The following is a 25,469-nucleotide window of genomic DNA, read 5'->3' as shown; positions in this document are numbered from 1 at the left end:
CAGGGCGCGGCTCGTGCCGGAATCGTATGCTCCGTCGGCCCGGCCCGTGGGGCATTCGCCCGGTTCCGCCTCGAGCCCCCGGGACGGTGCCGCCGCCACAACGCCCTCGGAGCGACCGTGGTCGGCCCGTACGCGTACCACGGCGTGGGGCTGCCGGTCAGGCCAGTGCGGCCAGGAGCTTGGCCGCCGTTCCGCTCCACGAGTAGGCCTCCTGGAGGATCGCCCGTAGGTCCGCGGCGCGCCGGAATGCCTCCTGGCGGTCGCTGAGCACGGCCTCCATGGCCTCGCTCCATCGTGCGGCGTCCTCGCCGTCGTCACGGGTGCGCACGACGAAGTCGGCGGCACGCCGCACACCCAGGACCTCCGTCAGCAGCGCGGCGACTCCGCTCGTACTGCTCACCAGGGTGGGAGTACCGGCGGCGATGGCCTCGGCGGCGGACAGGCCGAACGCCTCCGCACGGGAGGGGAGCACCAGGAGACTCGCCCCGCTCAGGTCCTTGGCGCGCTCGCGGGCGTCCGTACTGAACGGTCGGATCACGAGGTGTCTCCCCAGAGAGTTCTCCGTCTCCAGCAGTTCCTTGAGCCGCTTCACCGCGTCCCCGTCCGCGGAAACCCCTCTGACGATGAGCCGGGTGTCCGCGAGCCGCTCGCACCGCCGCACGAGCAGCGACAGCGCCGCCGATGCCGTGTCCAGCCCCTTGACCTTCACGTCCTCGGTCCGTCCGAGGACCAGGACGCGGGGGCTTCCCTGCGGCGGAAGCCGCGGTTCGGGCGGGGCGGTCAGCAGGTCGGAAAGTGCCGACTCGGGCCCGTCGAAGCCCGGTACCAGCTCGTTCAGGGGCCGGTCGGAGAAGTCCGCCGCGTAGCTGTTCCACAGCACCCTGCCTACGGCGAAAGGATGGTCGGCGCTGTCGCCAAGAGCCACCTCCATGCTGTTTCGCTCGGCGGCGATCAGGGCGGCCTGCCCCGCGCGGTGGTCCTTGAGCCATTCCAGATCGTCCGGATCCATGTGCAGGATGTGCACGCGGGCCGCGCGCGGGTAGTGGTCGTCGGCCAGGATCTGGGCCGCCCTCCCGGTGATCCGGCCGTGCCCGATGACCACGTCCGGCGGCAGCGGCAGCACCTGTTCGCACGGCTTGCGGAACAGCGCCCACTCCCCCGCCCATGCGGGCCCCCGCCCGTGCTCTGCCTCCAGCAAGGTCACGTGCGACCTCCGGGCGTCTTCGCGTTCCTCGTCGTCGGCTCTGGGCACCAGGCAGTACACCGTGGCTCCGGCGGCCGCGAGGCCGCGGCAGAGCCGGCGGTTGAAGGTGCTCAGACCGCCGCGCCGGGAGGACCATTCGGTCGCCACCGCCAGGATCCGCTTGGGCGTGGGCGGTTCGGGAATCGACAGGGGCTGGTCGCGGCGTCGGGAGTAGACCTCCGTCCATGCGGCGTCGGCCGACAGGATCAGGGTATGGCCCGACCGGGGCGGCAGCAGCCGGTAGAACGCCGCGGGCGCCGCCGCCTCTGCCAGGACGAGGAGCCAGCGGTCACGTCGGACGAGATGGGCGAGGAGATCCGCCGCCCGGTCACCGCGCTCGCCGGAGGGAACGCCGAGGAAGTCGGCGAGTTGGGCGTACGCGGTCTGCAACGATGCCCTGTCGGTCGCCGGCACCCGCCACACGAGGTCGTACTGCGAGCCGAAGCGCCGGGCGTACTCGCGGGCCACTTCCTCGGCGCCGATGCCGTCGGCCCCCGTCGCGGCGTCGACCGGGGCGCCACCCCGGCTGAGCAGTTTCTCCCGCAGCATCCGGAACAGGGCCTCCCGTCCGAAGTCCGCGTTCTCGGCCCGGGCGAGATTGGACAGCGCGGGGGACGCGGCGGCCGGGTGGCGCGGCGGCGCTCCCGAAGGCCCCGGATCGCCTTCGGCCGGCGCGTCGTCCGGAGGGAGGAGCCGGTGGGCGGCGCTGTCGACCGCCGCCAGGAGGGACTGGACGGCGGCGCGTTCCCCTTCCGCGTACAGCGGGAGTAGCGGGCGTGCCGCCAGGGCGGGGGGCAGCAGGTGGTTCGCCACCGGCTCCACGAGCATGGGCACCAGTCGGTCGACGTCACCGACCGCGGCGGACCATTCCTCCGCGGTCCACGCGTTGTCCAGGTACGAGGGGGACACCAGCTGCACCACGATGGTGTCCGAGCCCGCGTCGGCGTCCAGCCGGTCAGTGACGAGCTTGGTGGACCAGTCCCATGGATCGGACACCACACGGTGTCCGGCGCGCCGGAGCTCCCAGGCGATCCATTCGGCCCAACTGCGGTCCCGTCCTACATGGTTGATCACTACGCGCATCGCGCCCCGCCCCTCCCCCGGCCTGCGATCACCCTACTGCGCGGGCCTGCGATCGAAGCGGTGGTTCACGTCGGCCGTGCTCGCGGCGCCGGGTCCACCCCTGTCAGCAGCAGTCCTCCGCGCGGCCGGAGCAGCGTGACGCGCCGGTCCGCGACGAGCTCCTCCAACTGCTGGCGGACCACGAGCAGAGGGGCGTCGGCCGCCGTGGCCAGGTCGGTGTCCCGGAGGGCGGGGTCCTCCGGTCGGTGGCCGGCCAGACGCTCGATCACCCGTCGCCGTACGGCGTCCAGGTCCGGCACGACCGAGGGGACCGCCCGGTGATAGCCCTGGGGAGTCAGCTCACACCAGAGGATCCGGCCGCGATGCCGGGTTACGGAGACCAGGCCCGCCGCTTCCAGGGCGCCCAGGGCCCCCTCGCGTTCACCGGGCCGTGGTGGAACCCCGCTCCCCGTCGAAACCTCCTCCGACCAGGGCAGCGGGCCGAGTTCGCCGACCTCCAGGGCCTGGTGGAGCAGCAGGCGCAACAGTGTGAGGTGGTCCTCGGGCAGACCGGGGAAGGGTGGAGGCGACGGGGTTTCGTTCTGGGCGGGGGGCGGCGTACGGACCGCCGGCCCGTGCCCTTCGGTGCCGTGGAGCCACGACGGTGTGAGGACCGGGGGCCGGTCGTTGATCCCGTAGAGCGTCCGGGCGATCTCCACAGCCGCCCGCAGGGCTTCCGGTTCCGAGCGCCCTGTTCTGAGGGGGTGCAGGTGGGCGAGGGGCGCCGGCGCGGGGGCGCTGTCCAGCAGCACGGGTACGAGGCGGCATCCACTTTCGATGCGGCGCACCGTCATGCTGTCCAACTGATCGGCCAGCCACGGGTCGTGGGCCCATTGCGGTGAGTGGACGAGGACGAACGCGTCGGCGCCTGCTATCCCTTCGACATAGAGCTTTCGGCCCAGGCTGTCGCCGTACCTGACCTCCCAGAAGTCCGCCCAGGTCACGACTCCGTTCGCTGCGAGTCCCCGCCCCAGGCTCTCGGCGAAGGCGCGGTCCGCCGTGGCATGGCAGAGGAAGACCCGGGGCGGTGCGGGCGGATCCGCCACCGAGGTCATCGGGGTGCCCGGGCGAGAAGGTCCTCCAGCTGGTCGGTGGCCTCGGTCAGCCGGGCGTGCCGGTCGCGGACCGGTGCGAGGAGGGCGTCGGGCGTCTGCTGCGCCTTTACGGTCTCGGCGAGCCCGTCGGCCTCGAGCAGCCAGTCGGTCTCGGCGACGGCGGCGAGGTCGTCTGCGAGCGTCCCGATCCGTCGGCGCAGCGCCGCCTGTTCGTTGGACCGGACCTGGTCCTGCTTCTCATTGTGGTGGACGCGCCACAACTGGTAGAGGGTCGTGAGGCTCTGCGTCACGGGTCCCGCCAAGGAGGCTGCGAAGTGGTCGTGCCCGCCGGTGGGGAGCGCCGGCGGATCGCTCCCCGCGGGCGCTCCCGCCGAGGAGGTGTCGGGCCCGCCCGGGGAGCCCTCGTCGAGCGTGCGCACGCTGCCGGAATCGGAGGCCGGGGTCTGGTCGTTCCACTCCGGTCGTCCCGGCTCCGCCGGGCTCGGCGTGGGGCCGGGGCGGCCGTCCGGAGCGCCATGGCCGTCGGATGCGGCTGACTGGTCGGACCGGGTGGTCGCCCCCTTCCCCCGGTGTGCGTCGAGGAAGGCGGTCACCTGCTGGTGCGCCGTGCGCAGTGCGTCGTCGTGGGCCCGTTCGACCTTGCGGGCGGTCAGCTGCTGGATGGCCGCGTTGATCGACGCGAGGTTCAGCCAGACGGCCTGGTCGTTCCGACCGGCGCTGCCCCCCGCGGCCGGGGCGCGGCCATCCTCCGTTCGGGCGAGTATCTCGGCGACGTCGTCGGCGTAGGCCAGGAAGGCCTGGCTTCCCGGCTGGGAGCGCGAGGTCTCCTGGGCCTGCTCGACCCGCTGGCCGAGGCGGCGGAGTTTCGTCGTCCATCTGCCGTCCCACGCTCGTGCGATCTGCGCGATCCGCTCGAGGGCGGTGCTGCTCAGCCTCTCGTCGGTCACGTCGGTGGGGAGGACTTCGGGCAGCGTGCGCAGCCGTTCACCCATCAGTGCGCGCAGTTCCGCGACGGCCTCGCCCCGCAGTGCCTCCAACTCGCTCTCCAGCAAGACGTAGCGCTGCCTGCGGAGTTCGCCGCCTTCGATCACCGCGCCGAGTTCGTCGAGCCCGCGCCGCGTCTCGTCGATGGCGTGGCGGGAGCAGGCACTCCAGTAGCGGACTCCGGCGGCCGCGCGCAGTTCCGGGGTGCGGACCGCGAGCCCTGCGAGGTCGTCGCGGAGCCCGGCGATGCCGTCCCAGTCGCGCGAGGTCGCGTAGTGGGCCTTTCTGAGCTGATCCGTTCGCAGGTCGGAGGTCATGCCTCCCGGGTCCGCGGTGATGAAGTGGATCGCGGGCAGGGGCTCGGGGCTGCGGACGGCGCGGAGCTTGTCCCGTACGGACGCGCGGAGCGTCGCGGCCAGTTCGCCGAAGCCGGGGGTGCCGGGGAGACGGCCGCGGTCATCGCTCTTCGTCAGGGCCAGCAGCAGGGCTCCGGGAGGAAAGGGGTGCGGCCGGGCGGGGTCCACGAACCTGCCGCTGACCAGGGCGAGCAGGTCTCCCTCGGATGTTCCGCCGGGCACCTGGTCGAGCACGAGCAGAACGGCGTCGGCCGTCAGCACGGCCTGGGCGGCCCGTTCGGCGTGGCTGCTGTCTCCCGCACCGATGCCAGGGGTGTCCAGGTAGCGCAGCCGGGCCGACCACGCCTCGGCGTTCTGGTAGGTCTCCTTGCGTGCGCTCACCACGGCCCAGGTGGGAACGTCCGCCCCGTCCTCGACCAGGAGGCGGCGCAGCAGGGTGGTCTTGCCCGAGTTCTGGGTGCCGAACAGCACCACCGTGGGCTCGGTCCGCCCTGCCGCCTCCGCCCAGACGGCGTCCGCGAGGTCGCCCGCGATGTCACCGACGGCCGCCCGGTACGCCGAGCGGATCCGCGTGATCCAGTCGCCGCCGGCTTCCGCGCCGGGCCCGCGCCCGGCCCCGGTGCCGTCGTTCCGGTGCCCCGGCGGTGTCTCCGCTGTCATCACAGGCCCTTCCGGTGGGAGGGGTACGGGGTGGGGGCGGGGACGGAGCTGCCTCGGCGCTGTGCCGGCAGGGCGGGTATCCCGAGCCTGGTGGTGGCTCCGTCGGCTGCCGCCTCGTACACCCGCAGGCGTTCTCGTACGCCGCCCAGTTCGTCCAGCGCGGCGTTCTGACGATCGGTGTAGCGCATGGCCAGGGCGTCGAGGCGGCCGCAGATCGCCTCGACCGGGGAGAGCCCGCCGCGCACTCCCGTCGCCCAGGTGTCGGCGGAGGCGCCCACGGCCGCGAGCAGTGCTTTACGGGCTGCGTCGGCCTGCTGCTCCTCCTCGGCCACCGACATGAGCTTGGCGATCCTGCTGATGGAGTTCAAGATCTTCAGAAAGCCGCTGCCCGCTGCCAGGCCGTCCAGGATCGCCACGGCCTGGTCGTGGTCGATCAACACGCCGAGGTGCTCACCGAAGGCGGACAGGTCGTCCGGATTCAGCTCGGCCAGGCTGCCGGCGGCGACGGCGGTGTCGCGCAGCAGGGCATCGCTGTCCGTGGCGTCCGGCGTCATCGTGTCGAGGACGGCGGTGTCGGTCGCCGGCAGTCCTTCGGGAAAGGCGAGGACGAAGCGCTTCGACGTCAGCCGGCGCCGCAGGGCGCCACGGACGTCGGCGAGCCACTCCCCGGCCCGCGCGACTGCCTCGGCGCGGGTCTCGGCCCAGAGGGTGGTGAACTCCGGGTCGGCGGACCAGTGGTCGAGCCGGGCGCCACGTGTCTTCCGGGTCGGATGGTCCAGCCCGGGGGCCAGGGCCGCGTCCACGAGTCCGGCGGTGAACTCCCGAGCCGACTGCCGGGCGTCCTGCACCGCCGCGGCGACGAGGTCCCGGCCCGTACGCGCACCGCCCGCGGCATCCTCGGCCAGTTCGCCGAGCCGGGCGATGCGCTGTTCGAGCCGCGCCGCCCGCCGCCGCTCGGCGTCCGCCAGGTCCGCGAGACGGGCGAGGCCGCCGTGCAGCACGGTCACGTCGACGGCGTTGCGCCTCAGGTCCGTGCGGAGTCCGCGGATCTGCGCGGCGAAGTCCCGGAAGCCGTCCCAGTCGCGGAAGGCGTCGTGGTCGCGCGCGGTGTCGTAGCGGAGCTCTCCGGGGGCGGCGGCCATGGAGACGATCTGATGGCCGGGGCTCCCCGGGCGGGCGGCGTCCGTGCACGTACGGGGGCCCTTCGGGCCGCTGGAGGGGAAGCGGTCGAGGTAGAGGCGCAGGGCGGATTCCCGTCCCTCGACCATCGTCCGGAACACCCGGCCGAGGCGGGGGTCGGGGGCCAGTTGGTCGATCTTGTTGATGACGAAGACGACCCGGTCGGCCTTGGCCGCGCGGCCCTCCTCCGGGTTTCCGCACAGCAGCAGGGCCAGGTCGGCTCGGTCCCCGGTGACGAGATCCGGGCCGACGAGGTAGAACACGGTGGCCGCGTCGGCGAGCGCGGCGACCGCCGCGGCCGTATGCGGTTCGATGCCGCTCTGGAACCCCGGTGTGTCGACGAGGAGCATGCCCTCCCACTCGTAGGCTGCGGCGGTCGCGGTGACCGGGCCGGGAGCGCTGCGCAGTGCGTCGGACACCGGCAGCCCGGACTCGGTCAGCAGCCGTCGCACGAAGGCGGACTTGCCGGAGTTCGTCGCCCCGGCGACGACGACGCGGGGCCTCAGGTCCGCGGCGAGTGCGTCCAGTTCCGCGAGGAGCGCCGCGGCTTCGGCAGTCCCGTCGAGTTCCTGGTGCAGCAGTCCCAGCCACTGCCGTCCGCTGCCGGGAGCCGGGACCAGGGAGCGGACCGAGAAGGCGGAGCGCAGCCGCATGAAGAGGCTCTCGGTGAAGCGGGGCGTGGAGCGGGAGCGGCCGCCGGCCGGTTCCTCGGAGGCGGGTTCGGCCAGGTTGTACGGGTCGCCGCACCATGAGGATCCCAGCCAGTACCGGTCCGGCGCGTCGACGACGTCGCGTTCGTACTCGATCCGGCCCATGGCTTCGCGCAGCACTCCGGCCGGTTCGCGGGTCTGCGGCAGTCCCGCGGCCGCGCGGAGGAGGCGTTCGGAGTCCCGGGCCGCGTCGGCCGCGATCCGTCGCAGGGCCAGGGCTTCGGTGACCAGGGGAGGCGCCGCACGCAGGAGCGTGTCGTGGACGCGCTGCTCGCCGTGCGCCAGCACGTGGGCTTCGATGTCTGCGAAGTATCCGCGGACCGCGCGGCGTGCCTCCTGCCGGCTCTCGATCCGGGCGGCCTCGCGCTGCCGGGCCGCCCTGCCCAGGCCGAAGCGGCTGAGCAGCCGCCCGCCCACGTACGCCAGGGAGTTGGCGACGGCCACGCCCGCCGCCACCCAGCCGACCGGGTTCCAGAAGTGGAACACGACGGCCGCGGTCAGGACGGGGCCGAGGATGCCGCCGGCGGCGCTGACACCGCCGGACCAGAATCCCATGCGGCGCATGCCGCTCCCGGCGTCGCCGACCACCCGGACGGTGGGGACGGCCACCGCTTTCAGGTTGGCGCGTGCCTCGGCGGCGGTCAGCGAGAGGCGGGCGAGCAGATGGGTCTCGAACTGCGCCACGACGGCGTCCACGGCGTCGGTGACGGTCTGGACGGACATCACGGTCCGGGAGAATTCCTCGTCGGATATCTCCCTGCGATCGCGGAATCCGCTCTCCACCAGCTCCTCGGCCCGGTTCTCCGCCTCCGTGCGGAGCGGGGCGGTCCGGGCGGCCAGCCGGTGTTTCAGATAGCCGCGCACCTCACCGGTGGAGGTCGCCTCGAAGCGGCTGCCGCGCAGCCGTTCCAGCTCGCGGAGGGCCGTGGCGAGAGCCCTGAACTCGGTGTTCCGGCCGGCCGCGGCGCCGGTTCCGGCTTCCGCTGCGGCTTCCGCTGCGGCCGGGCGGGGTGCCGGTGGGCGGCCGAGAGCGGTCAGCAGTTCCTCAAGGCCCTCCTCGTACTGCTCGCCGTAGGAGACGGCCGGACGGGTCAGGACGCGGGCCAGTTCCCCGGCGACCTCGGTGAGCGCCCCGGTGAGCCGGCCGGTGAGGGCCCCGAGCCGCAGGTCCTGGGCCCCTTCGGTGACCGCCGCCGCGAGCAGGGTCTCCAGCGCGGGTAAGTTGGACCAGGCGAGGAGCAGCTCGCGGCCGTCCCGGTACGGGAGGTCACGGCCGCTGCGCCGCACCAGCTCGCCGCTGAGGTCACGCAGGAGCGCGATGGTGTCCCGGTCGGGCCCCTGGTAGTCCTGCGCGCCCCGCGCGGCGACGGCCCGCTGGGCGCTGATCGCGACCAAGGGGACCCGGGCGAGGCCGTGCACACCGAGGTGCTCACGAATGTTGGAGGCGTGCTCGGCCACCTTGACGGACAACTGGGAGCGCCGGTCCCCGGAGGGGACCTGTGCGGGGTCCCGCCAGTAGCGGTTGCGGACGTTGAGTACCGCGATGGCGGGCTTTCCGTAGGCCAGCACCCATTCGGCAACCTTGGCGAACTCGCCCTCGAGCTGGTGCAGGGTGTCGAAGCAGAGCAGGACCACGTCGGCGGCCAGGACGGCGCGGCGGGCGGCCTCCTCCAGGCCCTGGTTCGCGCCGTCGGCTCGCCAGCCGTTGGTGCCCGGGGTGTCGTACACCCGCAGGCCCTGCCACGCGGCGACGTCCACCGTCGTGGTGTAGTCGATGTCGCCGGTGGAGATCCGTGAGCCGGTGCCTCCGGTGAGTGCCTCGACGAGGGTGCTCTTGCCGCAGTTGGTGCGGCCGAACAGGACGACGTTGAAGGTGTCCATGGATTCCAGCCGGGACACGGCCAGCTCCTGCACTGCGGCCACGGCACGCTCCCGCACCGCGCGTTCCTCGGCCAGCAGCCCTGAGGAGTCCTCTCCGGCCCGCTCCGGTGGGGCGAGCTCCTTCGCCAGCTCGGAGGTCAGGGTACGCAGCCGCTCCACCATCGGGGCGCTGTCGGCCACCGCTCGCTCGGCGGCCGCGGCCAGCCCGGTCTCTCCCATGTGCTCCGTCTCCGTCGCTGCGACGCCGGCCCCGCCCCTTCGAGAGCGGCGCCCCCGGATCCTCCCCCGGCCCCGGGAGGCCCAAGCCTTCCGGGACCGGATCCGGGGGGACCAGGCGTGGCCCCGCCGGCGACGCGGAGACGGCGTGCAGCGGCGCGGTACGCGGTGCATCACCGGCACGGTGTGGAGGAAGGGCGCCGCCCGGTCAGTTCCTTCCGGCCTTGGCAGCCTGGCCGGACCGGCCGGCGCTGCTGGTGGCTTCCCGCTTGCGCAGCTCCTGGAGCTGCTGCCTGATGACTTCCAGGCTGCGGGTGACGGCGCCGACCTCGTCGTGGTGGCGCGGGTAGAGGACGGTGCGGCGGTCGCCGTCCGCCAGGGCTTCGGCGCGCTGCGCGAGCTCGCGCAGGGACCGGACCACGATGAGGTGGAGCCATCCGAGGCAGGCCACGGCGGCCGTGAGGCCGAGCAGGCCGGCCAGCACCGTACGGTTCTGCAGGCTGTACTCGGGGATGGCGAGGCCCTTGGCCGGCTGCCAGCTGACCACGGTCCAGTTCATCTTCTTGGCGGCGCCACCGCCTACGAACGGGGTCGCGGCGGCGATGGTCGGCGAACCGCGGTCGCGGTAGAGGACTCCGGCCGGACGGGGCGCCATGCCCACCTTGAGGGAGGCGCCGTCGATCAGTGCGCCGAGCCGCTTGTCGCCGAGCTTCTCGAAGGCCTGGTAGCCGCTGCTGGAGGCGATCACCCGGTGTTCCGCATCGACGACCCGGATCTCGCCCAGGCCGGGGCGTTTCAGCAGCGAGTTGAGGAAGTCGACCCGGAACTCGGCGACGACTGCCGCGCCCTTGCGGCTGGAGGTGTCGGCGGCGGCGACGAGGAGCGGTTCGTTGCCGCCGGTGACCAGGGTGATCGGTTCCCGGCCGGGACCCTTGGTGGCGGGCGCCTTCGGTTCCGAGCCGGCCTTGGCGAGCACCTTGCCGTTCGCGTCGACGACGTACAGCGACTGGTAACGCAGGTGTTCCTGCAGCGTGCGCTCCAGCACGATGGCCATGTGCTGCGGGGTGGTGCGGTCGTTCATCAGCGAGGCGACCGAGACCAGGTCGGCGTGCCCTTCGTTGAGTGCGCGCCGGACCCGGTCGTTCACGGTGTCGGTGCGCTCGCGCTGGTCGTTGACGATCTGCTGGGGGACGACGACGTCTTCGCCGGCTCGGTTGAGCATCAGCCCGAGGGGCAGGCACCAGCCGATTAGCAGGACCAGGGCCAGTGCGACGAGGGTGCGGACCCCGATCTTGCGCAGCTTGCCTCCGGCGGCGATGCCGTCCGGACCCGGATCGGGCTGGTCGAGCAGCTGGCGGCGCAGGCGCTCCAGCGCCAGGCCGATCCGAGCACCCTCACCGCTGCGCGGGACCCTCACGGGCCGGTGCAGGTCACCGCGGGTCAGCCGCCGGCTCTCCAGGAAGAGGGCGAGCAGCGGTCGCTGGACGGTGGCGACGAGCAGGAGGATCACCAGGCCGCCGATGAGCAGCAGAGCGCCGGCCGCGATGAGGCCGACGACGGCGTCGGTCGCCGGCCGGGTGTCCTCGGCGACGTTGACCATGGCGACGACGGTGAGGCCGAGGCTGGTGGCGGTCGTGCCGACACCGGCCTCGGGGCCGGCCAGGGTCGCATAGCCGGCAGCGGCGCGGTCACCCGCGAACTCGCCGCCCAGCAGGCTGCCGCTGACGCCGCGGAACCCTCCGGAGCCCGGCTCCTTGGTCGTCAGCGGGTGGCGCTTGGCCTTCTTCGCCGCCGATTTCGCGAAGGACTTGAGCTGCTTGGTGTCCCGCTTGACATCCTCGCGCTGAAGGTCGGTGAGCACCTGCTCGGGTTCGGGGATGCCGTCGCTGCTGAGGATTCGGCCTTCGGAGTCCACGACCGCGATGGCCCGGAAGTCGCCGAGGCTGATGCCCGGGAAGCGCAGGCTGCTGGAGGCGACCAGTAGTTGCTGCGGCTTGCCCGGCCAGGTGAGCAGGGCGAGGGTCAGCAGTCGGGTCTCGCCGTTCTCCAGGCGGATCATCCGGGGTGTGAGGCCGCTCTTGTCCGACAGCTTGGACAGGTCGATGGCGGGCAGCGGGAGGTTCTCGCCGCGGGCGGCGAGCAGCCGGCCGGAGCTGATCTCGACGAGCGCCGTGCCGCGCCATTTCTGGTAGGCGCTGCCGATCTTGTCGAGGACGGCGTCGGGAGTGACCGGATCTCCTGCCGAGAAGAGGGTGGCGGTCCGGTTGAGGTCGGTGACGCTCTCGTCCAGTGACGCCCGCAGGGCGATCGCACCGTCCTCCGCGAAGTGTTGCTGGGAGGTCAGCACGGCTTCGGGCAGTTGGTCCTTGCGGACGCTGCCCAGGCTCAGGGCGGTGAGACCGGCCAGGAGGAGCAGCAGGGCAGACAGCATGGCGATCGGCGGGCGTATGCCGCCGAGCAGGGACATGTCTGCCCTTCGGCGGGCTTTGCGCCGCCGCTTCGTTGTGGAAGCGGCCACAGGGGCGCTCCTCTCCTGGGTGCGGTCGTGCGGATATGGCGGTATGTGGGGGTAAAGGGTCCTGGCACGGCCGACGCGCGGGCGCGCCGCGGGCCGGCCGGGCCTGGGCCGTCCGGCCGGGCAAGACCCGAAGAGGCGGGCCGGCCGGGGGAGCTCAGCCCGGGAGTTCCTGCAGGGGGCGCAGGCCGTCCTTGGCGGCGCCCCGGTTCATGACCGTGCCCACGGTGCGTTCGAAGGCCACGCGGTAGCGGGACCGCTGCTCGGGCAGCAGGTTCGAGTCGTTGCGGAGTGCTTCGGCCACGTCGACCAGGCGGTGGTCGCGTACGGGCTTGATCTCGATCCCGGCGGCGGCGCCGTCCTGTGTGGCCTCGGGGTCCGGCGGGATGTCGGTGAAGGTCGGCACGAACCGGGCCTCCACGTCCCACTTGCCGCCCTTCTCGGCGAACTCGAACCAGCCGATGGCGCCTTCTTCGGTCAGGCCGGTGGGCACGTCGTGGCGGGCGAGCTGGTTGCCGAGGCCGTACGCGATCCAGGTGCCGTCGACCTTCTCGAAGGGCTGGACCACGTGCGCGTGGTGTCCGATGACCAGGTTGATCCCGGTCTTCTCGGCGAGCCGGCGGGCGAGCTTGAGCTGGGGCTTGCTCGCGTTGGGCTGGTGCTCACGGCCCCAGTGGATCGACAGGATCACGACCTCGGCGCCTGCCTTGCGGGCGGCGGTCTCCGCGGCGGCGATCTTGTCGAAGTCGTTCAGGTTGGCCAGCCACGGCTTGTCCTGCGGCAATTCCCGGCCGTTGAACCCGAAGGCGTAGGAGAGCTGTGCCACTTTGACGCCCTTGACGTCCATGATCAGCGGCTTGTCGGCTTCGGCCTTGTTGCGTGCGGAGCCGGTGTGCTTCAGGCCCGCTTTGTCGAGGGTGTCCAGCGTGCGGTACACGCCCTCCGGGCCGTGGTCGAGGGAGTGGTTGGAGGACGTCGAGCAGGTGTCGTACCCGATGTTCTTGATCGTCGTCGCGATCTGCGGCGGAACCAGGAAGTCCGGGTAGCTCTGGAAGGGGCCGGCGGGCTTGCCGAGGACCGGTTCCATGTGGCAGATGCCGAGGTCCGCCTTGCTGATGACGGGTTTCACGCCCGCCATGATCTTGTCGAAGTCGTACCCGGACCGGCCTTCGGCCTTCGCGTCCCGGGCGGCCTGGTCGATCAGCTGGGGGTGGATCAGGATGTCGCCGGCCGCGGCCACGGTGAAGGACCGCCCGCCACCGCCGGCCGTCATGGCGCCGTCCGCGTAGTCGCCCGAGCCTCCCAGGAGTCCGCAGCCGGTGAGGGCGGTGGCCAGGAGACCGGCGAGCGCCGCCGTGCGGAGCGTGACCGGGGTGACGGACTTCTTCACTCCGACCACCAGTGAGGAGGCCCCCGGGGCGCCGTCGGCCGCCGCGCCGGCGGCGGGGTGCGCCGAAGCGCCGCCGGCCCCGGATGCGGCTGCCGTGCCGACGGCCGTCATGGGACTCTTGAAGCTGTTCACCGGTCTCCCCCGTGCGTTACATCTGATCGACTGCACGGGTTTGACTGCCGGCCGGCCCCGAGGGTTGTACGGATATCGGCACCAGTTCACATCCGGATGGAGCGCTGTCGTCGTAGCGGCGGTGCCCGCTGTGTTCCTGGTGTTCCTGGTGTTCCTGGAGGCAGCCGCCGAGGCTACTTCGACACGATGCTCAGCCCGTACGCCGAAGGGCGACCGGTTCCTGCCTGAGGGGATGCCCCGCGGCCGGCTTTGCCGCTCGGAAGTCGCGCCGGTAGGCGGCCGGTGTGGTGCGCAGGGCCTCCTGGAAGCGTCGGCGCAGGTTGACGGCCGAGGAGAGGCCGACCCGGTGCGCGATGGTTTCCACGGGCAGGTCGGTCTCTTCCAGCAGGGCCCGGGTGGCGGCGAGGCGCCGGTCCAGCAGCCAGCGCCCGGGGCTGATTCCCAGCTGTTCGGTGAAGCGCCGGGTCAGCGTGCGGGCCGAGACCTGGGAGCGGACCGCCATCTCGGCGACGCTGACCGGCTGGTCCAGCCGCCCGGCCAGCCATTCCAGCAGCGGGGCCAGCGAGTCGGTGACCGGTCCCGAGGTGGGCAGTTCGGCGTATTGCAGCTGGCACCCCTCGCGGTGCGGCGGCATCACCAACTGGCGGGCGATCCGCATGGCGTACGCGGCGCCTTGGTCGGTGCGCACCAGGTGCAGGCAGAGGTCCACGCCGGCCGCCGATCCGGCGCTGGTCGCGACGTCGACGTGGTCCACGTACAGCACTGCGGGGTCGACCCGGACGCGCGGGAACCGGGCGGCCAGTTCCGGGGCCTGGGCCCAGTGGGTGGCGGCCCGCCGATCGTCCAGCAGTCCGGCGGCAGCGAGTACGAAGGCGCCCGAGCAGATGCCGACGACTCGCGCGCCGCGGAGGTGCGCGCGGCGGACCGCCGCGATCAGCGTTGCCGATACTTCGGTGCCGACGGGTTGTTGCCAGCCGGGGACCAGGACCGTGTCCGCGCGCTCCAACGCCTCCAGGCCTGTCGTGACCAGCAGATCGTATCCGGCATGGGTTCGCACCGGGCCGGGGTGCTCGGTGCAGACCTCGAACGCGTAGCGGGAGGGGATCGCCGGGCTGTGGTCGCCGAACACCTCGGTCGCGCAGGCGAGCGGGAAGGTCGACTGCGGGGGCTGCAGCACGGCCACTACCCGGTGAAGCGCCGGGGGTTCCGGCAGCGAACGAGGCGTCATGGCGCGAAAGTACCCCATCGTGTCGTTCAGGACACTGGGGTGAGGAGATTGGTCCAGTCCAATATCGTCCTGTGACCACCGCACAGACACAGGCCCAGACCGACCAGACCGACCAGACCGACCAGACCGTCCGGACCGATGCGCCAACCGGCAGGCCCCCCTTGTGGGACCGGCGATTCACTCTCTACTTCACCGCCCGCGCGGTTTCCCTGGTCGGCGACGCGATGATGCCGGTGGCGGCGGCCCTCGCGGTCGGGCCGCTGTACGGGATCTCCGGAGTCGGCTTCGTCCTCGGCACCTGGACCGGGACGTTCGTCCTCCTGGTCCTGTTCGGCGGGGTGTTCGCCGACCGGGTGGGCGCGCGCCGGATGATGGTCGGCGCCGACCTCGTCCGGGTGCTCACCCAGGGTGTGCTGGCTGCCGCGTTCTTCGCCGGGACGCCGCCGTTCTGGCTGCTGGTGACCATGGCGGCACTGGCCGGCGCGGCCGTCGCGATGTTCCAGCCGGGGGTGAACGGGATGGTCCCGCTGGTCGCCCGGGAACCGCAGCGCGCCAACGCCACGCTCAAAGTCGCCGACGCGCTCGCCCAACTGCTTGGCCCGGCCCTGGCGGGGCTGCTGATCGTACTGACCGGCGCCGGGACCGTTTACGCGATCGACGCGGGCACCTTCGTGCTCAGCGCCCTGTGCTTGGCGCTCATCCGGCTCGCCCCCGCGAGCACGTCCGCAGGAACCCTGGCCGACGCCGACGGCGATGCCGATGCCGATGCCACCGCCGTAAAGAGGAGTTCGCTCCGTCGGGACCTGCGCCAGGGCTGGCAGGAGTTCCGCTCACGCACCTGGATGTGGGCGGTGATCCTGATCTGGGTGGCCTTCGGCGTGCTGCTCTTCGGCCCGCTGGTGCCGCTGAGCTCAGCTCTGATCGGAGCTCGGCTCGGCCCGAATGCCTACGGCGTGGCCGTCTCCTTCCTCGGTGTCGGAACGGTGCTCGGCGGCTTGCTGGCACTGCGACTGCGCCCGGCCAGGCCGCTGGCCGCCGGCGCGATGGCCATGGTGCTGTTCACCGGGCTGCCGCTCTGCGTGGCGTTGGGCGCGGGGCTGCCGGTGCTGCTGGCGGGCCACGTCCTCGGTGGTGCCGCCTGGGCGTTCTGGTCGGTGATGTGGGCGACCAGCGTCCAGACCCACACGCCACCGGCGGTCCTCAACCGGGTCACCGCCTACGAGCTGGCCGGCTCGGTGTCCGGAATCGCCCTCGGCCAGATCCTGGCCGGGCCGGCCACGGAGCTGGCGTCCCCGGAGACGCTGCTGCTGGTCTCGGGGGTCACCTGCCTGGCGGGCTGCGTGGCGCTGCTCTCGATCCCGGCGATCCGCACCCTGCGCCGCATCGCCCCCACGGCCGGCGACGAACTGACCGCGCCCGTCGGTCCGGACGGCGGATGAGCGGACCCGCCCACCACGAACCCGCCACGGGCATCGGACGCATTGGGGGCAGTCCGTGAGTCTTGACCTGCACCGGGGCTTGCCCGGGCCCGAAACGGGGATGTCGCCGGGGAGCTCGGCGCCTACCCTGGCGCAAAGGAAGCGGGAGGGGGAATGATCATGATGGCGAAGAAGCCGATGCACCCCAAGGCAGGGCTGTGGATCTCCGGCGTCGCCGGGGTGGCGTGGTGCGGGGTGCTGGCGTTCTGGCTGCTGGTGGTGCCCGAGCCGCTCGACATGCCGGGCGGGCTGGTGCCGGCGATCCTGACGGTCGGCCTGGTCGCACAGTTCGGCATGGCCGCCATGTATGTCGTGCGGCTACGGTCGTCGCGGTGACGGACCGCGAGCGCGTGCCCGTCGACAACGGCGACCCGCAGACCTGGTACGCCCGCGGTCTGGCCCTCCTCGGCCTGGGCGGGGCGCTGCTCCTCGTGGTGTGGCTGAACCGGCCGGCTGAACCATGGTTGCTCCTCGACCTCCTCGACGGGTTCGGGTTCGCACTCCTCGGATTCGGCGCGCTGTTCTTCGCCGCGGGCGTGGTGCTGCGGCTGATCCGCCGCCGTCACCGCCATTGACCGTTCCTTCTTGCCAGGGAGTCTCGTGCCCAACACATCCATGCGCCTCGCGACCACTGCCGACCGCACCACGGTGGAGCGGCTGTGGCTGATGTTCCGACATGACATGTCGGAGTTCCACGGCGTACTGCCCAACCCTGACGGCGCCTTCCGCGACGAGTGGCTGCATCAAGCCTTCTCCGAGTCCGATTGGGCGCCGTACCTCCTGACGAGCGGTGACAGACCTGCCGGCTTCGCGTTCGTCCGCGGCTTGACCGCCTCGACGCGCGGACTGAACAGCTTCTTCGTGGTGCGCGGTGCGCGGAGGTCGGGGATCGGGCTGCAGGCCGTTCAGGAGATCCTGGCCCTGCACCCCGGCTCGTGGGAGGTCGCCTTCCAGGACGCGAACACGGCCGCGGCGCGCTTCTGGCGCCGGGTTGCCACGACTGTCGCCGGCGACGCATGGACCGAGGAGCGCAGGCCGGTACCGGGTCGGCCGGACCTGCCTCCCGACGTCTGGATCTCGCTCAGCACCATAGCCGCGTCAACTGGGCGCACGTGACGAGACGCCGCCGGCTCCGGTCTCGTCGGGCTCGCTCTTGATTACGTTACGGGTCGACCCGTAAGGTAAATGCATGAGTTCCTCTCCGCCCTCCAGAGGGCGTCCCAGGGATCCCCGGTCCCACGAGGCCATCATCGGTGCGACGGCCGGGCTGGTGGTCGAGGTCGGCTACGCCGCGACGTCGATCGGGGCGGTGGCCGCGCGGGCCGGTGTCGGCAAGGACACGATCTACCGGCGGTGGCCGGGCAAGCCGGAGTTGGTCTTCGAGGCCGTCTTCACGGCCACCGATCAAGCGCCGCCCCCGGACACCGGAACGCTGGCCGGGGATCTGACCGTGCTGCTGCAGGGCCTGGTCGACGAGTTCCGCGCGCCCGCCGCCGCGGCGGCACTCCCGGGGCTGCTCGCCGACTTCGCCGCCGATCCGGAACTGAAGGCGCGCATCCGCGGCGACTTCCTGGCGCCGTCGAAGGAACGACTGCTGATCGTCTTCGAACGCGCCGCGGCGCGGGGGGAGATCGCGGCCGGAACACCGGTGGACCTGGTCCTGGACACCCTGGCCGGAGCCGTGTTCTTCCACATAGGGCTGGTCGGGGAACACCCCGACGAGCAGCTGGCCACACAACTGGCCACCGTCGTGGCCAAGGGAATCGAGGTCCGATGAACAGCTGGTTTCTCGCGGCGGGCATCACCGCTGTCGGCGTGGCCGCGGTGCACATCATCGGCGGGCGCCGCGATGTGGTGCGCCCGCTGCTGTCCTGCGGGCTCGCGGACGAACCCAAGCGTGTCCTGCACGCCGTCTGGCACATGGTGAGCGTCGACTTGGTGCTCTCCGGGCTCGTTCTGCTGTACCTCGCCCAGGCGGACGGTGCGCCGGGGACCGGCCTGGTGGCGTGGTTCGTCGCCGCGCACTTCATCGCGTACGCGGCAGCCTTCCTGGTCGTCACCCTGTCCGTCGGCTGGCCCAGACCACTGCTCCGTCTGCCGCAGTGGATCCTGCTCCTGCCCATCGCGGTGCTGGCAGCGGCGGGTGCCGCGTAGCCCCGCACAAACAGAGGCCGGCCGCCGGGCCGGCCTCAGACGTCCCGGCGCCGTACGACCGTCACGGCGACGATCACCGAGACGAGCGCCCAGGCCGCGAGCGCGGTCCACGAGCCTGCGATCGTGCCCGGGTGGGCGCCCAGACTGGTGTAGGAGTCCGGGTTCAGGCCCAGCCGTGCCTGGGCGGCGAGCGGGAGGTGATTGCCGATCTCCTTCAGGACCCGGTACCTGTCGCCGCCGAAGAGCAGGGGCACGATGAAGAGGATGCCCACGACGGAGACGATCGAGGCCGTGGCATGGCGGAGGACGGCTCCGAAGGCCATCCCGATGAGTGCGCAGACCGGGACGACCAGCGCGTAGGCCACGACGGCCCGCAGACAGCCGGGGTCGTGGATCGAGAGCCCGACGTGGCGGGAGGCCAGCATCGCGTTGATGGTGAAGAACGACGTCGCGGAGACGATCGCGCCGAGGGCGAGCGTGATCACCGCGACCAGGGCCACCTTGGCCGTGATCACCGCACGCCGGTCGGGGACGGCCGCGAACGTGGTGCGGATCATCCCCGTGGCGTACTCGCCGAAGACCGTGATGGCCCCGAAGGCGGCCGCCGCCAGTGCCATGACATCGGCCGAGATGCTGCTCAGTCCGTGGAACAACGGGTCGTACTTGTAAGGAGGTTCGCCGGGCAGCGCAGGGTGCGACTGGTCGATGTACGGGAAGTCGGAGTGGACGGCGTTCACGTTGATCGCGATCGCGACCACGGCGCTGAGGACGAGCACCCAGTAGGTCGACCTGAGCGAGCGCATCTTGATCCACTCCGCGGCGAGCAGGTCGGTGAACCCGGCCGCGGGTTCGGCCGCCCGCTCGGACGACTTGGTGCCGGACGGGGTCAGCGTGCTCATCGGGGGTCTCCTGCGAGGTATTCGACGCTGTCGGCGGTCAGGGTCATGAACGCCGACTCCAGGGACGAGGTGTGGGTGGCCAGTTCGTGGAGCACGATGCGGTGCCGGTGGGCGAGTTCGCCGATCCGGGCCGCCGTCAGGCCGGTGACGCGGACCGCCGGGCCGTTCTCCCGGTGCACCGACCCGCCCTCGGCGACCAGTACGGCCTCCAGGGCCGCCAGGGCCGTCGGGTCAGGGGTCTGCACCGTCACGCCCCGGGAGGCGTGACGCGCCGAGAACTCCGCCAGGCTCGCGTCGGCGATCAGCCGGCCCCGCCCGATGACGATGATCCGGTCGGCGGTGTGCTCCATCTCGGCCATCATGTGACTGGAGACGAAGACCGTGCGGCCCTCGGACGCCAGCCGCCGGAACAGGCCGCGCACCCACAGCACGCCCTCGGGGTCGAGGCCGTTGAGGGGCTCGTCGAACAGCAGCACCGGCGGATCGCCGAGCAGGGCGCCCGCGATGCCGAGGCGCTGCTTCATCCCGAGGGAGAACCCGCCGATCCGGCGGCCCGCCGCCTTCGTCAGCCCGACGTCCCGCAGGACCTCGTCCACGCGGGACAGGGGGATGCGGTTGCCGCGGGCCAGGGCGGACAGGTGCGCCCGCGCGCTCCGTCCGCCGTGCACGTCGTGGGCGTCCAACAGCGCGCCCACGTGGCGCAGTCCGCGCGGGCGGTGGGCGAAGGGGACCCCGTCCACGGTGACGGTCCCGCCGGTCGGCGTGCTGAGGCCCAGGATCATCCGCAGGGTGGTGGACTTGCCGGCGCCGTTGGGGCCGAGGAAGCCCGTCACCCGGCCCGGTTCCACCGTGAAGGTCAGGTCGTCGACGGCGACCGTGTCGCCGTACCGCTTGGTCAGTCGAGTCGATTCGATCACGGGGTCCACGCTGCCGGTGCGGGCACGGTCCCTGCATCGGCCGGTGGTTCACACTGTGGCGCACCGCCGGTAGCCCGGGGGATTAGGTCCGCGGGCCAATGCCCAGGCGGGCGGGCGCGGATACGATCGGCCGATGACCGCCGCTCCTCCTCGTCCTCGTCCGCCCCTGCTCAGACGTCTGCCACCGGGTGCGTGGGTGGGTGCCTTCTGGGTGACCCTCATCCTGGTGCGCACGCTGCAACGGCCGGACGAGCTCCGGCATCTGGTCCAGTACGACGGCAACATCGAGGACGCACCGCTCCTCGTCACCGCCGTCGTCACGACCCTGGGCGCGCTGCTGCTGTTCCGGGCGCCGCTGGTGGCCGTGGCCGTGGCGCTCGCGGGCTCCGTGTTCTCGATCGGGATGGCGGTGCGCGAGACGACGTTCGTCCTGTTCCTGCTGGCCGACGCGGCCGTCGGCTACACCGCCGCGACCCGCTCACGGCGGGTCTCGGTACCCGCCGCCCTGCTCTGTGTCGCCACTCTGGCGGGCTATGCGGCCTGGAAGCTGGCCCATGGCCACTTCTTCAACCCCTCGGCGCCGGCCGGGCTCGCGTCGACCGTCGTCATCGCCTGGCTGATCGGCAACACGGTCCGTCAGGACCGGGCGCACGCGGACACGGTGCGCGCCCAGGTCACGCGGCAGGCGGTCACCGCGGAGCGGCTGCGGATCGCCCGGGAACTGCACGACATGGTCGCCCACAACATCGGCATCATCACCATCCAGGCCGGTGTGGGCAGCCGGGTCATGGACACCCAGCCCGCCGAGACGCGCAAGGCGCTCGACGCCATCGAGGTCACCGGCAGGGAGACCCTCGCCGGTCTGCGGCGGATGCTCGGCGCGCTGCGCAAGGGCGAGGAGGAGTCCGCGCCGCTGGAGCCGGTCCCCGGTCTGGCCGCCCTCGACCAGCTGGTCGGGCGGAGCGCGGCCGCCGGTGTCCGGGTAGAGGTCCGCCGGCGGGGGGAGCATCGCGAACTGCCCCCGGACGTGGACCTCGCGGCCTTCCGCATCGTCCAGGAATCGGTCACCAACGTCGTACGGCACTCCGGTACCCGGGACTGCACCGTCACGGTCGACCACCGCGGTGACGAGCTGGCCGTGGACGTCGTCGACCTCGGCTGCGGGGGCGGCGTCGGGGGTTCCGGCTACGGGATCGTCGGCATGCGGGAGCGAGTCGGCCTGCTTCACGGCGAGTTCAGCGCCGGGCCGCTCCCGGACGGCGGCTTCCGGGTGGCGGCCGTGCTGCCGATACCCGTGGAGGCGGGCCGGTGATCCGTGTCGTGCTGATCGACGACCAGCCGCTAATCCGTACGGGCCTGCGCGTCCTCATCGCCGACACCCCTGACCTGGAGGTGGTCGGGGAGGCCGGGAACGGCGCCGACGCCGTGGAGCTGGTGGCCCGGCTGCGGCCGGATGTGGCCATCATGGACATCCGGATGCCCGGCACGGACGGGATCGAGGCAACCCGGCGGATCGACGCGGATCCGCGGTCGACGACCCGGGTGCTGGTCCTCACCACCTTCGACGACGACGAGTACGTCTACGGGGCGCTCCGCGCCGGCGCGAGCGGCTTCCTGGTCAAGGACATGCCGCTGGAGTCCATCCTCGACGGGGTACGGGTCGTCGCCGCCGGGGACGCCCTCATCGCGCCGGGCGTCACGCGCCGTCTCATCGAGGAGTTCGCGGCGCGGCCCGAGCTCTCCCCCGGTGTCGGACCGGGGGGATCCCCGGGAGCCCGCCGGGTGGCCGCAGGCGGCATCACGGACCGGGAGCGCGAGGTCCTGACCCTGGTCGGCCGCGGCCTGTCCAATGCGGAGATCGCCGGGGAGCTCACCATCAGCGTGGCCACCGCCAAGGCCCACCTCGCACGGCTCTTCACCAAGCTCGACGCGCGGGACCGGGTCCACCTCGTGATCCTCGCCTACGAGTTCGGCCTCGTCGCGCCGCCGGGGTGAGGCTCACCGTCGGGACCCGGATCGCGTACCGCTGCCCTCCTCACCAGCCTGCTCATGCGGCGGTGCCGTCCGGCTCCGTGGTCATGCGGGCCACGTGGAGTGCGAGGTAGGAGACCTCGTCCTCGCTCAGGTGCTCGCCCAGGCGCAGCTCGACGATCGTCGCCAACTGCTGCGCGGTGCGGGTCGCCTCCGGGTAGTGCCGGCGGATTCCCTCGCCGATCGTGGACTCGTGGCCCTTGAGCTGCCGGTGCTGCTGCATGCGCACGAAGAGGTAGCGCACGTGGGTGATGAACCGCGCCGCGCTCATGGACTCCTGGGACACGGACAGCCCGTACCGCTCCCTCACGACCGCGAGCATCTGCTGGATGACCCCGGTCATCGTGTACGTGAAGGACAGGTCGCCCGTGGCGAAGCCCGCGTTGACCAGGTGCAAGGCGAGCGCGATCGCCTCGGAGTCCTCCAGTCGCGGGTCCACGCGCTCGTTGATCGCATCCAGCAGGCGCTGCGCCTGGGCGTACTCGGAGGCGTACAGGGCCTGGACCTCCGCGCGCAGCGGGTACTCGATGACGATGCCCCGCGCGGCCCGGTCCAGCGCACCGGCCACGTGGTCGGCGACGGCGATGGCGAGGGTCGGCCGGGTGGACTCGCGCCCCTCGACGCCCGCTTCGTCGAGGGCGATCACGACGGCCCGCAGGACCTCCTCGTCGATGAGGGAGAGGACCTCGCTCAGGTGGTCGGGGTCGCGGCCGTCCGCCGGGACGAAGACGCGCACGATCAGCGCGGGGTCGACGGGCTTGCCCTGGCGGGAGCTGAACCCGATGCCGCGCCCGGTGAGGATGACCTCCTGGCCCCTGTCGTCGCGCGCGAGGACCACGTTGTTATTGAGGACACGCAGCGCCTTCAACGCCTGCTCTCCTTCTCGATCGCGGTCCGGTTCTGCCCAATGATCCCGCATTGTCTGCCACGCGTACGCCACCCTCTCCCCCGAACCGGTCCGACGCGGGCACGCCCCCACGAGGTGGTGCGTACCCGCGTCGGACCGGTGGCGGCCGTTACCGCCGTACGGTCACCACGGGGGCACCGGCTGCGACGCTGTGCCCGGTGTGCGGCTCGACCGAGGTGAGGTCGGCGGTGTTGGTGACGGTCATGAGGGTGACGGTCGGGTGCTCCGCCGCGCGCACGGCGTCGAGGTCGACCTCGACGAGGAGGTCGCCGACGGAGACCTGCCGGCCGGCCTCGACCTGGACGTCGAAGCCCTCGCCGCGCATCTGCACCGTGTCGATGCCGATGTGGATGAGCACCTCGACGCCGTCCGCGGTACGGATGCCGAAGGCGTGGCCGGTGGCGGCGACGATGACCAGCTCGCCGTCGACCGGGGCGACGATGCGGCCGTCAGCCGGCTCGATGCCCACGCCTTCGCCGAGTGCGCGGGAGGCGAAGACGGGGTCCCCCACTTCGTCGAGGCCGACCACACGGCCCGCGACGGGCGCGGCGAGCTCGGTGCCCCGGGCGGGGGCGGGGGTGGGGGCGGGGGTACCGGCCGCGGCGGCGGAGGCGGCTGCGGCGGCGGAGCCGGTGGATGCGCCCGCGGCGGTCGTGGCGGCGCCGACGGTGACGAGCTCGCGCTCATCGGCCGCCGCGGACTCCCCGCGGGAGACGGCTTCGGCGGCGTCGCGCTCGGCGTTGGCCTGGACGCGGTCCTCCGGGGTGCGGAAGTCGGAGAAGTAGACGAGCGCCATCGAGACGAAGAAGGCCGCCGTGATCGCGATGCCGTAGGTGGCCATCGGGGAGAAGACCGGGATGGTCAGCAGGGAGGTGAAGGCGAAGGCCTTGGTGTCCACGCCACCGAGGACGCCGACGATCACGCCGCCCACGAGGCAGCCCACGAGCATGCGCGGATAGATCCGCTTGAAGCGCAGGTGGATGCCGTACAGCGACGGCTCGGAGATGCCGCCGAGCAGTCCGGCGGCCAGGGCGCCGGTCGCGGTCTGGCGCATCTCCTTCTCGCGGTGACGGAGCGAGAGCAGCAGCACACCGGCGGTGGCGCCGAAGCAGGCGAAGTTCCAGGCGCCCATCGGGCCCTGGATGAAGTCGTAGCCGAGGGTGTTGATGTTCACCAGCATGAGCGCGTTGAGCGGCCAGTGCAGGCCCAGCGGCACCAGGAAGGGGTAGAGCAGCGGGATGAGGATCGCGAAGACGATCGGGGCGTTGCCGTTCAGCCAGGACAGGCCCTCACCGAGGCCGTTGCCGGCCCAGACGCCCAGCGGGCCGATGAGGAAGGCGGTGATCGGGATCATGATCAGCATGCTGAAGAACGGCACGAAGACCAGGTGCACGGCCTCCGGGAAGATGCGCTGCAGGCTCTTGTAGACCAGGGCGAGCAGGGCGACCATCAGCAGCGGCACGAAGACCTGGCCGCCGTAGTCGTTCAGCTGCATCGGCAGTCCGAAGACGTGCGCCACGCACTCCTGGGTGCCCAGGGTCCCGTTGGTGGTGCAGGTGATGCCGGGGATGCCGGACTTCGGGTTGAGCATGCCCGTGAAGTTCGGGGTCATCACCGCGGCCATCACGGCGGCGCCCACCCAGGGGTCGATCTTCAGCTTCTTGGCCGCGTTGTAGGCGACCATGATCGGCAGGAAGTACAGCACCGAGCGCCACATGGCGTCGACGAAGACCCAGGTGGCGGACTTGTCCGCGGCGCGGAAGTCGACGAAGCCCAGGGCGTCGAGGACGGAGGCGATCGCGATGATGAGCGAGGAGCCCAGCAGGACGCCCATGAGCGGGCGGAACGAGTCGGACAGGTACTCGAAGAAGTTGTCGACCACGGCGTAGCGGCCGCGGCTCTTGGCCCGCATCGCGGCCTTGACGTCGGCGTCGGACTTCGGGCCCGGCGCGGCGCCGCCCGCCATGGACGGCAGGTTCATGATCTCGGAGTAGACGCGTGCGACGGCTCCGCCGATCACGATCTGCAGGCGGTCACCGGACTGCGGGACGGTGGCCATGACGCCGTCGAGGGCATCGAGCGCGGCCGTGTCGGCCTTCGCCCCGTCGTGGAGCTGGAAGCGCAGCCTCGTCGCGCAGTGCGTGAGGCTCTCGATGTTCTCGGCTCCGCCGACGCCGCGGAGGATCTGGTCCGCCTGCGTGCCGGGTCCGGCTACGGGTGTGTTCATGATGCGTCCTTGCATCCTGGGGCTCTTGCCATCCTGCTTCGGTCCGCGATCTCTCACGCCCGGATCCGGGCAACAAAAAAGGCCCGGGTCGCGCACGCGGCGCCACCCAGGCCTTGCCTCCCCTCAAGCGGCACGCCGCCTTGACGTCGCGTGGCGACGAAGGTGACGTCCTCAGGGAGTAACAA

Annotated in this window: 19 protein-coding genes; 8 read left to right on the top strand and 11 right to left on the bottom strand. The window is 72.1% G+C overall.

All coding sequences use genetic code 11. The annotated features are described in order from the left end of the window. Window positions 1-157: 157 nt before the first annotated feature. From MTF69_RS22405 to MTF69_RS22375, 7 genes are all read right to left on the bottom strand, one after another. Window positions 158-2,326 carry a TIR domain-containing protein gene (locus tag MTF69_RS22405; protein WP_243336943.1) on the bottom strand — a complete coding sequence of 723 codons (2,169 nt, stop codon included), beginning with the start codon at window positions 2,324-2,326 and terminating at the stop codon, window positions 158-160. A gap of 65 nt (window positions 2,327-2,391) precedes the next feature. Next, window positions 2,392-3,420, bottom strand: coding sequence for a toll/interleukin-1 receptor domain-containing protein (locus MTF69_RS22400; RefSeq protein ID WP_243336941.1), 1,029 nt, complete (start codon window positions 3,418-3,420; stop codon window positions 2,392-2,394). Continuing rightward, window positions 3,417-5,420, bottom strand: coding sequence for a GTPase (locus tag MTF69_RS22395; RefSeq protein WP_243336939.1), 2,004 nt, complete (start codon window positions 5,418-5,420; stop codon window positions 3,417-3,419). The genes MTF69_RS22400 and MTF69_RS22395 overlap by 4 nt, the downstream gene beginning before the upstream one ends. Further along, on the bottom strand, window positions 5,420-9,409 hold the full coding sequence (locus tag MTF69_RS22390; protein WP_243336929.1) for a GTPase: 3,990 nt from the start codon (window positions 9,407-9,409) through the stop codon (window positions 5,420-5,422). Before MTF69_RS22390 ends, MTF69_RS22395 begins: the two co-directional genes overlap by 1 nt. 205 nt (window positions 9,410-9,614) lie before the next feature. Next, window positions 9,615-11,873 (bottom strand): cache and HAMP domain-containing protein, encoded by a 2,259-nt coding sequence (locus MTF69_RS22385; protein WP_243337066.1) that lies wholly within the window; start codon window positions 11,871-11,873, stop codon window positions 9,615-9,617. Window positions 11,874-12,078: 205 nt separating this feature from the next. Continuing rightward, a complete protein-coding gene (locus tag MTF69_RS22380) occupies window positions 12,079-13,443 on the bottom strand; it encodes a CapA family protein (RefSeq protein ID WP_308401441.1) in 1,365 nt (454 codons plus the stop codon). 190 nt (window positions 13,444-13,633) lie between these two features. Further along, window positions 13,634-14,671 carry a GlxA family transcriptional regulator gene (locus MTF69_RS22375; RefSeq protein ID WP_243336920.1) on the bottom strand — a complete coding sequence of 346 codons (1,038 nt, stop codon included), beginning with the start codon at window positions 14,669-14,671 and terminating at the stop codon, window positions 13,634-13,636. 71 nt (window positions 14,672-14,742) lie between these two features. On the opposite strand from MTF69_RS22375, the gene MTF69_RS22370 reads away from it, so the two are divergent. The 6 genes from MTF69_RS22370 to MTF69_RS22345 all read left to right on the top strand — a co-directional run bounded on the left by MTF69_RS22370 (window position 14,743) and on the right by MTF69_RS22345 (window position 18,303). After that, a complete protein-coding gene (locus tag MTF69_RS22370) occupies window positions 14,743-16,110 on the top strand; it encodes an MFS transporter (protein WP_243336919.1) in 1,368 nt (455 codons plus the stop codon). A 153-nt stretch (window positions 16,111-16,263) separates the two neighbouring features. After that, window positions 16,264-16,485, top strand: coding sequence for a hypothetical protein (locus MTF69_RS22365; protein WP_243336918.1), 222 nt, complete (start codon window positions 16,264-16,266; stop codon window positions 16,483-16,485). Further along, window positions 16,482-16,724, top strand: coding sequence for a hypothetical protein (locus MTF69_RS22360; protein ID WP_243336917.1), 243 nt, complete (start codon window positions 16,482-16,484; stop codon window positions 16,722-16,724). Before MTF69_RS22365 ends, MTF69_RS22360 begins: the two co-directional genes overlap by 4 nt. A gap of 25 nt (window positions 16,725-16,749) precedes the next feature. Continuing rightward, a complete protein-coding gene (locus MTF69_RS22355; protein WP_243336916.1) occupies window positions 16,750-17,265 on the top strand; it encodes a GNAT family N-acetyltransferase in 516 nt (171 codons plus the stop codon). A gap of 73 nt (window positions 17,266-17,338) precedes the next feature. Continuing rightward, the gene (locus MTF69_RS22350) at window positions 17,339-17,926 is read left to right on the top strand and encodes a TetR/AcrR family transcriptional regulator (RefSeq protein WP_243336915.1); all 588 of its coding nucleotides are present in this window, start codon (window positions 17,339-17,341) and stop codon (window positions 17,924-17,926) included. Further along, window positions 17,923-18,303 carry a hypothetical protein gene (locus MTF69_RS22345; RefSeq protein ID WP_243336914.1) on the top strand — a complete coding sequence of 127 codons (381 nt, stop codon included), beginning with the start codon at window positions 17,923-17,925 and terminating at the stop codon, window positions 18,301-18,303. The genes MTF69_RS22350 and MTF69_RS22345 overlap by 4 nt, the downstream gene beginning before the upstream one ends. Before the next feature lie 35 nt (window positions 18,304-18,338). Here MTF69_RS22345 and MTF69_RS22340 read toward each other — a convergent pair whose 3' ends face one another. Continuing rightward, on the bottom strand, window positions 18,339-19,202 hold the full coding sequence (locus tag MTF69_RS22340; RefSeq protein WP_243336913.1) for an ABC transporter permease: 864 nt from the start codon (window positions 19,200-19,202) through the stop codon (window positions 18,339-18,341). Continuing rightward, entirely contained in the window at window positions 19,199-20,119 is a 921-nt protein-coding gene (locus tag MTF69_RS22335) for an ABC transporter ATP-binding protein (RefSeq protein ID WP_243336911.1), read from the bottom strand. The genes MTF69_RS22340 and MTF69_RS22335 overlap by 4 nt, the downstream gene beginning before the upstream one ends. Window positions 20,120-20,330: 211 nt before the next feature. Here MTF69_RS22335 and MTF69_RS22330 point away from each other — a divergent pair, with 211 nt between their 5' ends. Beyond that, window positions 20,331-21,431 carry a sensor histidine kinase gene (locus tag MTF69_RS22330; RefSeq protein ID WP_243336910.1) on the top strand — a complete coding sequence of 367 codons (1,101 nt, stop codon included), beginning with the start codon at window positions 20,331-20,333 and terminating at the stop codon, window positions 21,429-21,431. After that, on the top strand, window positions 21,428-22,114 hold the full coding sequence (locus MTF69_RS22325) for a response regulator transcription factor (protein ID WP_243336907.1): 687 nt from the start codon (window positions 21,428-21,430) through the stop codon (window positions 22,112-22,114). Before MTF69_RS22330 ends, MTF69_RS22325 begins: the two co-directional genes overlap by 4 nt. 52 nt (window positions 22,115-22,166) lie before the next feature. On the opposite strand, the gene MTF69_RS22320 is transcribed toward MTF69_RS22325, so the two are convergent. After that, window positions 22,167-23,018: a PRD domain-containing protein gene (locus tag MTF69_RS22320; RefSeq protein ID WP_243336905.1), complete on the bottom strand. Its 852-nt coding sequence runs from the start codon at window positions 23,016-23,018 to the stop codon at window positions 22,167-22,169. Between the two features lie 148 nt (window positions 23,019-23,166). Further along, window positions 23,167-25,284 carry a glucose PTS transporter subunit IIA gene (locus tag MTF69_RS22315; RefSeq protein ID WP_243336903.1) on the bottom strand — a complete coding sequence of 706 codons (2,118 nt, stop codon included), beginning with the start codon at window positions 25,282-25,284 and terminating at the stop codon, window positions 23,167-23,169. Between the last annotated feature and the right edge of the window lie 185 nt (window positions 25,285-25,469).

It is taken from the genome of Streptomyces sp. AP-93 (assembly GCF_022808175.1).
GTDB lineage: Bacteria > Actinomycetota > Actinomycetes > Streptomycetales > Streptomycetaceae > Streptomyces.
Note: the sequence above shows the minus strand (reverse complement) of the source record. Positions and strands in the feature narration are given on the sequence as shown.

What these genes read in the sequence shown, in the direction of transcription:
- MTF69_RS22405 (WP_243336943.1), bottom strand. Translation starts at nt 2,326, where the DNA reads ATGCGCGTAGTGATCAACCATGTAGGACGGGACCGCAGTTGGGCCGAA.
- MTF69_RS22400 (WP_243336941.1), bottom strand. Translation starts at nt 3,420, where the DNA reads ATGACCTCGGTGGCGGATCCGCCCGCACCGCCCCGGGTCTTCCTCTGC.
- MTF69_RS22395 (WP_243336939.1), bottom strand. Translation starts at nt 5,420, where the DNA reads ATGACAGCGGAGACACCGCCGGGGCACCGGAACGACGGCACCGGGGCC.
- MTF69_RS22390 (WP_243336929.1), bottom strand. Translation starts at nt 9,409, where the DNA reads ATGGGAGAGACCGGGCTGGCCGCGGCCGCCGAGCGAGCGGTGGCCGAC.
- MTF69_RS22385 (WP_243337066.1), bottom strand. Translation starts at nt 11,873, where the DNA reads ATGTCCCTGCTCGGCGGCATACGCCCGCCGATCGCCATGCTGTCTGCC.
- MTF69_RS22375 (WP_243336920.1), bottom strand. Translation starts at nt 14,671, where the DNA reads ATGACGCCTCGTTCGCTGCCGGAACCCCCGGCGCTTCACCGGGTAGTG.
- MTF69_RS22365 (WP_243336918.1), top strand. Translation starts at nt 16,264, where the DNA reads ATGATCATGATGGCGAAGAAGCCGATGCACCCCAAGGCAGGGCTGTGG.
- MTF69_RS22350 (WP_243336915.1), top strand. Translation starts at nt 17,339, where the DNA reads ATGAGTTCCTCTCCGCCCTCCAGAGGGCGTCCCAGGGATCCCCGGTCC.
- MTF69_RS22345 (WP_243336914.1), top strand. Translation starts at nt 17,923, where the DNA reads ATGAACAGCTGGTTTCTCGCGGCGGGCATCACCGCTGTCGGCGTGGCC.
- MTF69_RS22340 (WP_243336913.1), bottom strand. Translation starts at nt 19,202, where the DNA reads ATGAGCACGCTGACCCCGTCCGGCACCAAGTCGTCCGAGCGGGCGGCC.
- MTF69_RS22315 (WP_243336903.1), bottom strand. Translation starts at nt 25,284, where the DNA reads ATGAACACACCCGTAGCCGGACCCGGCACGCAGGCGGACCAGATCCTC.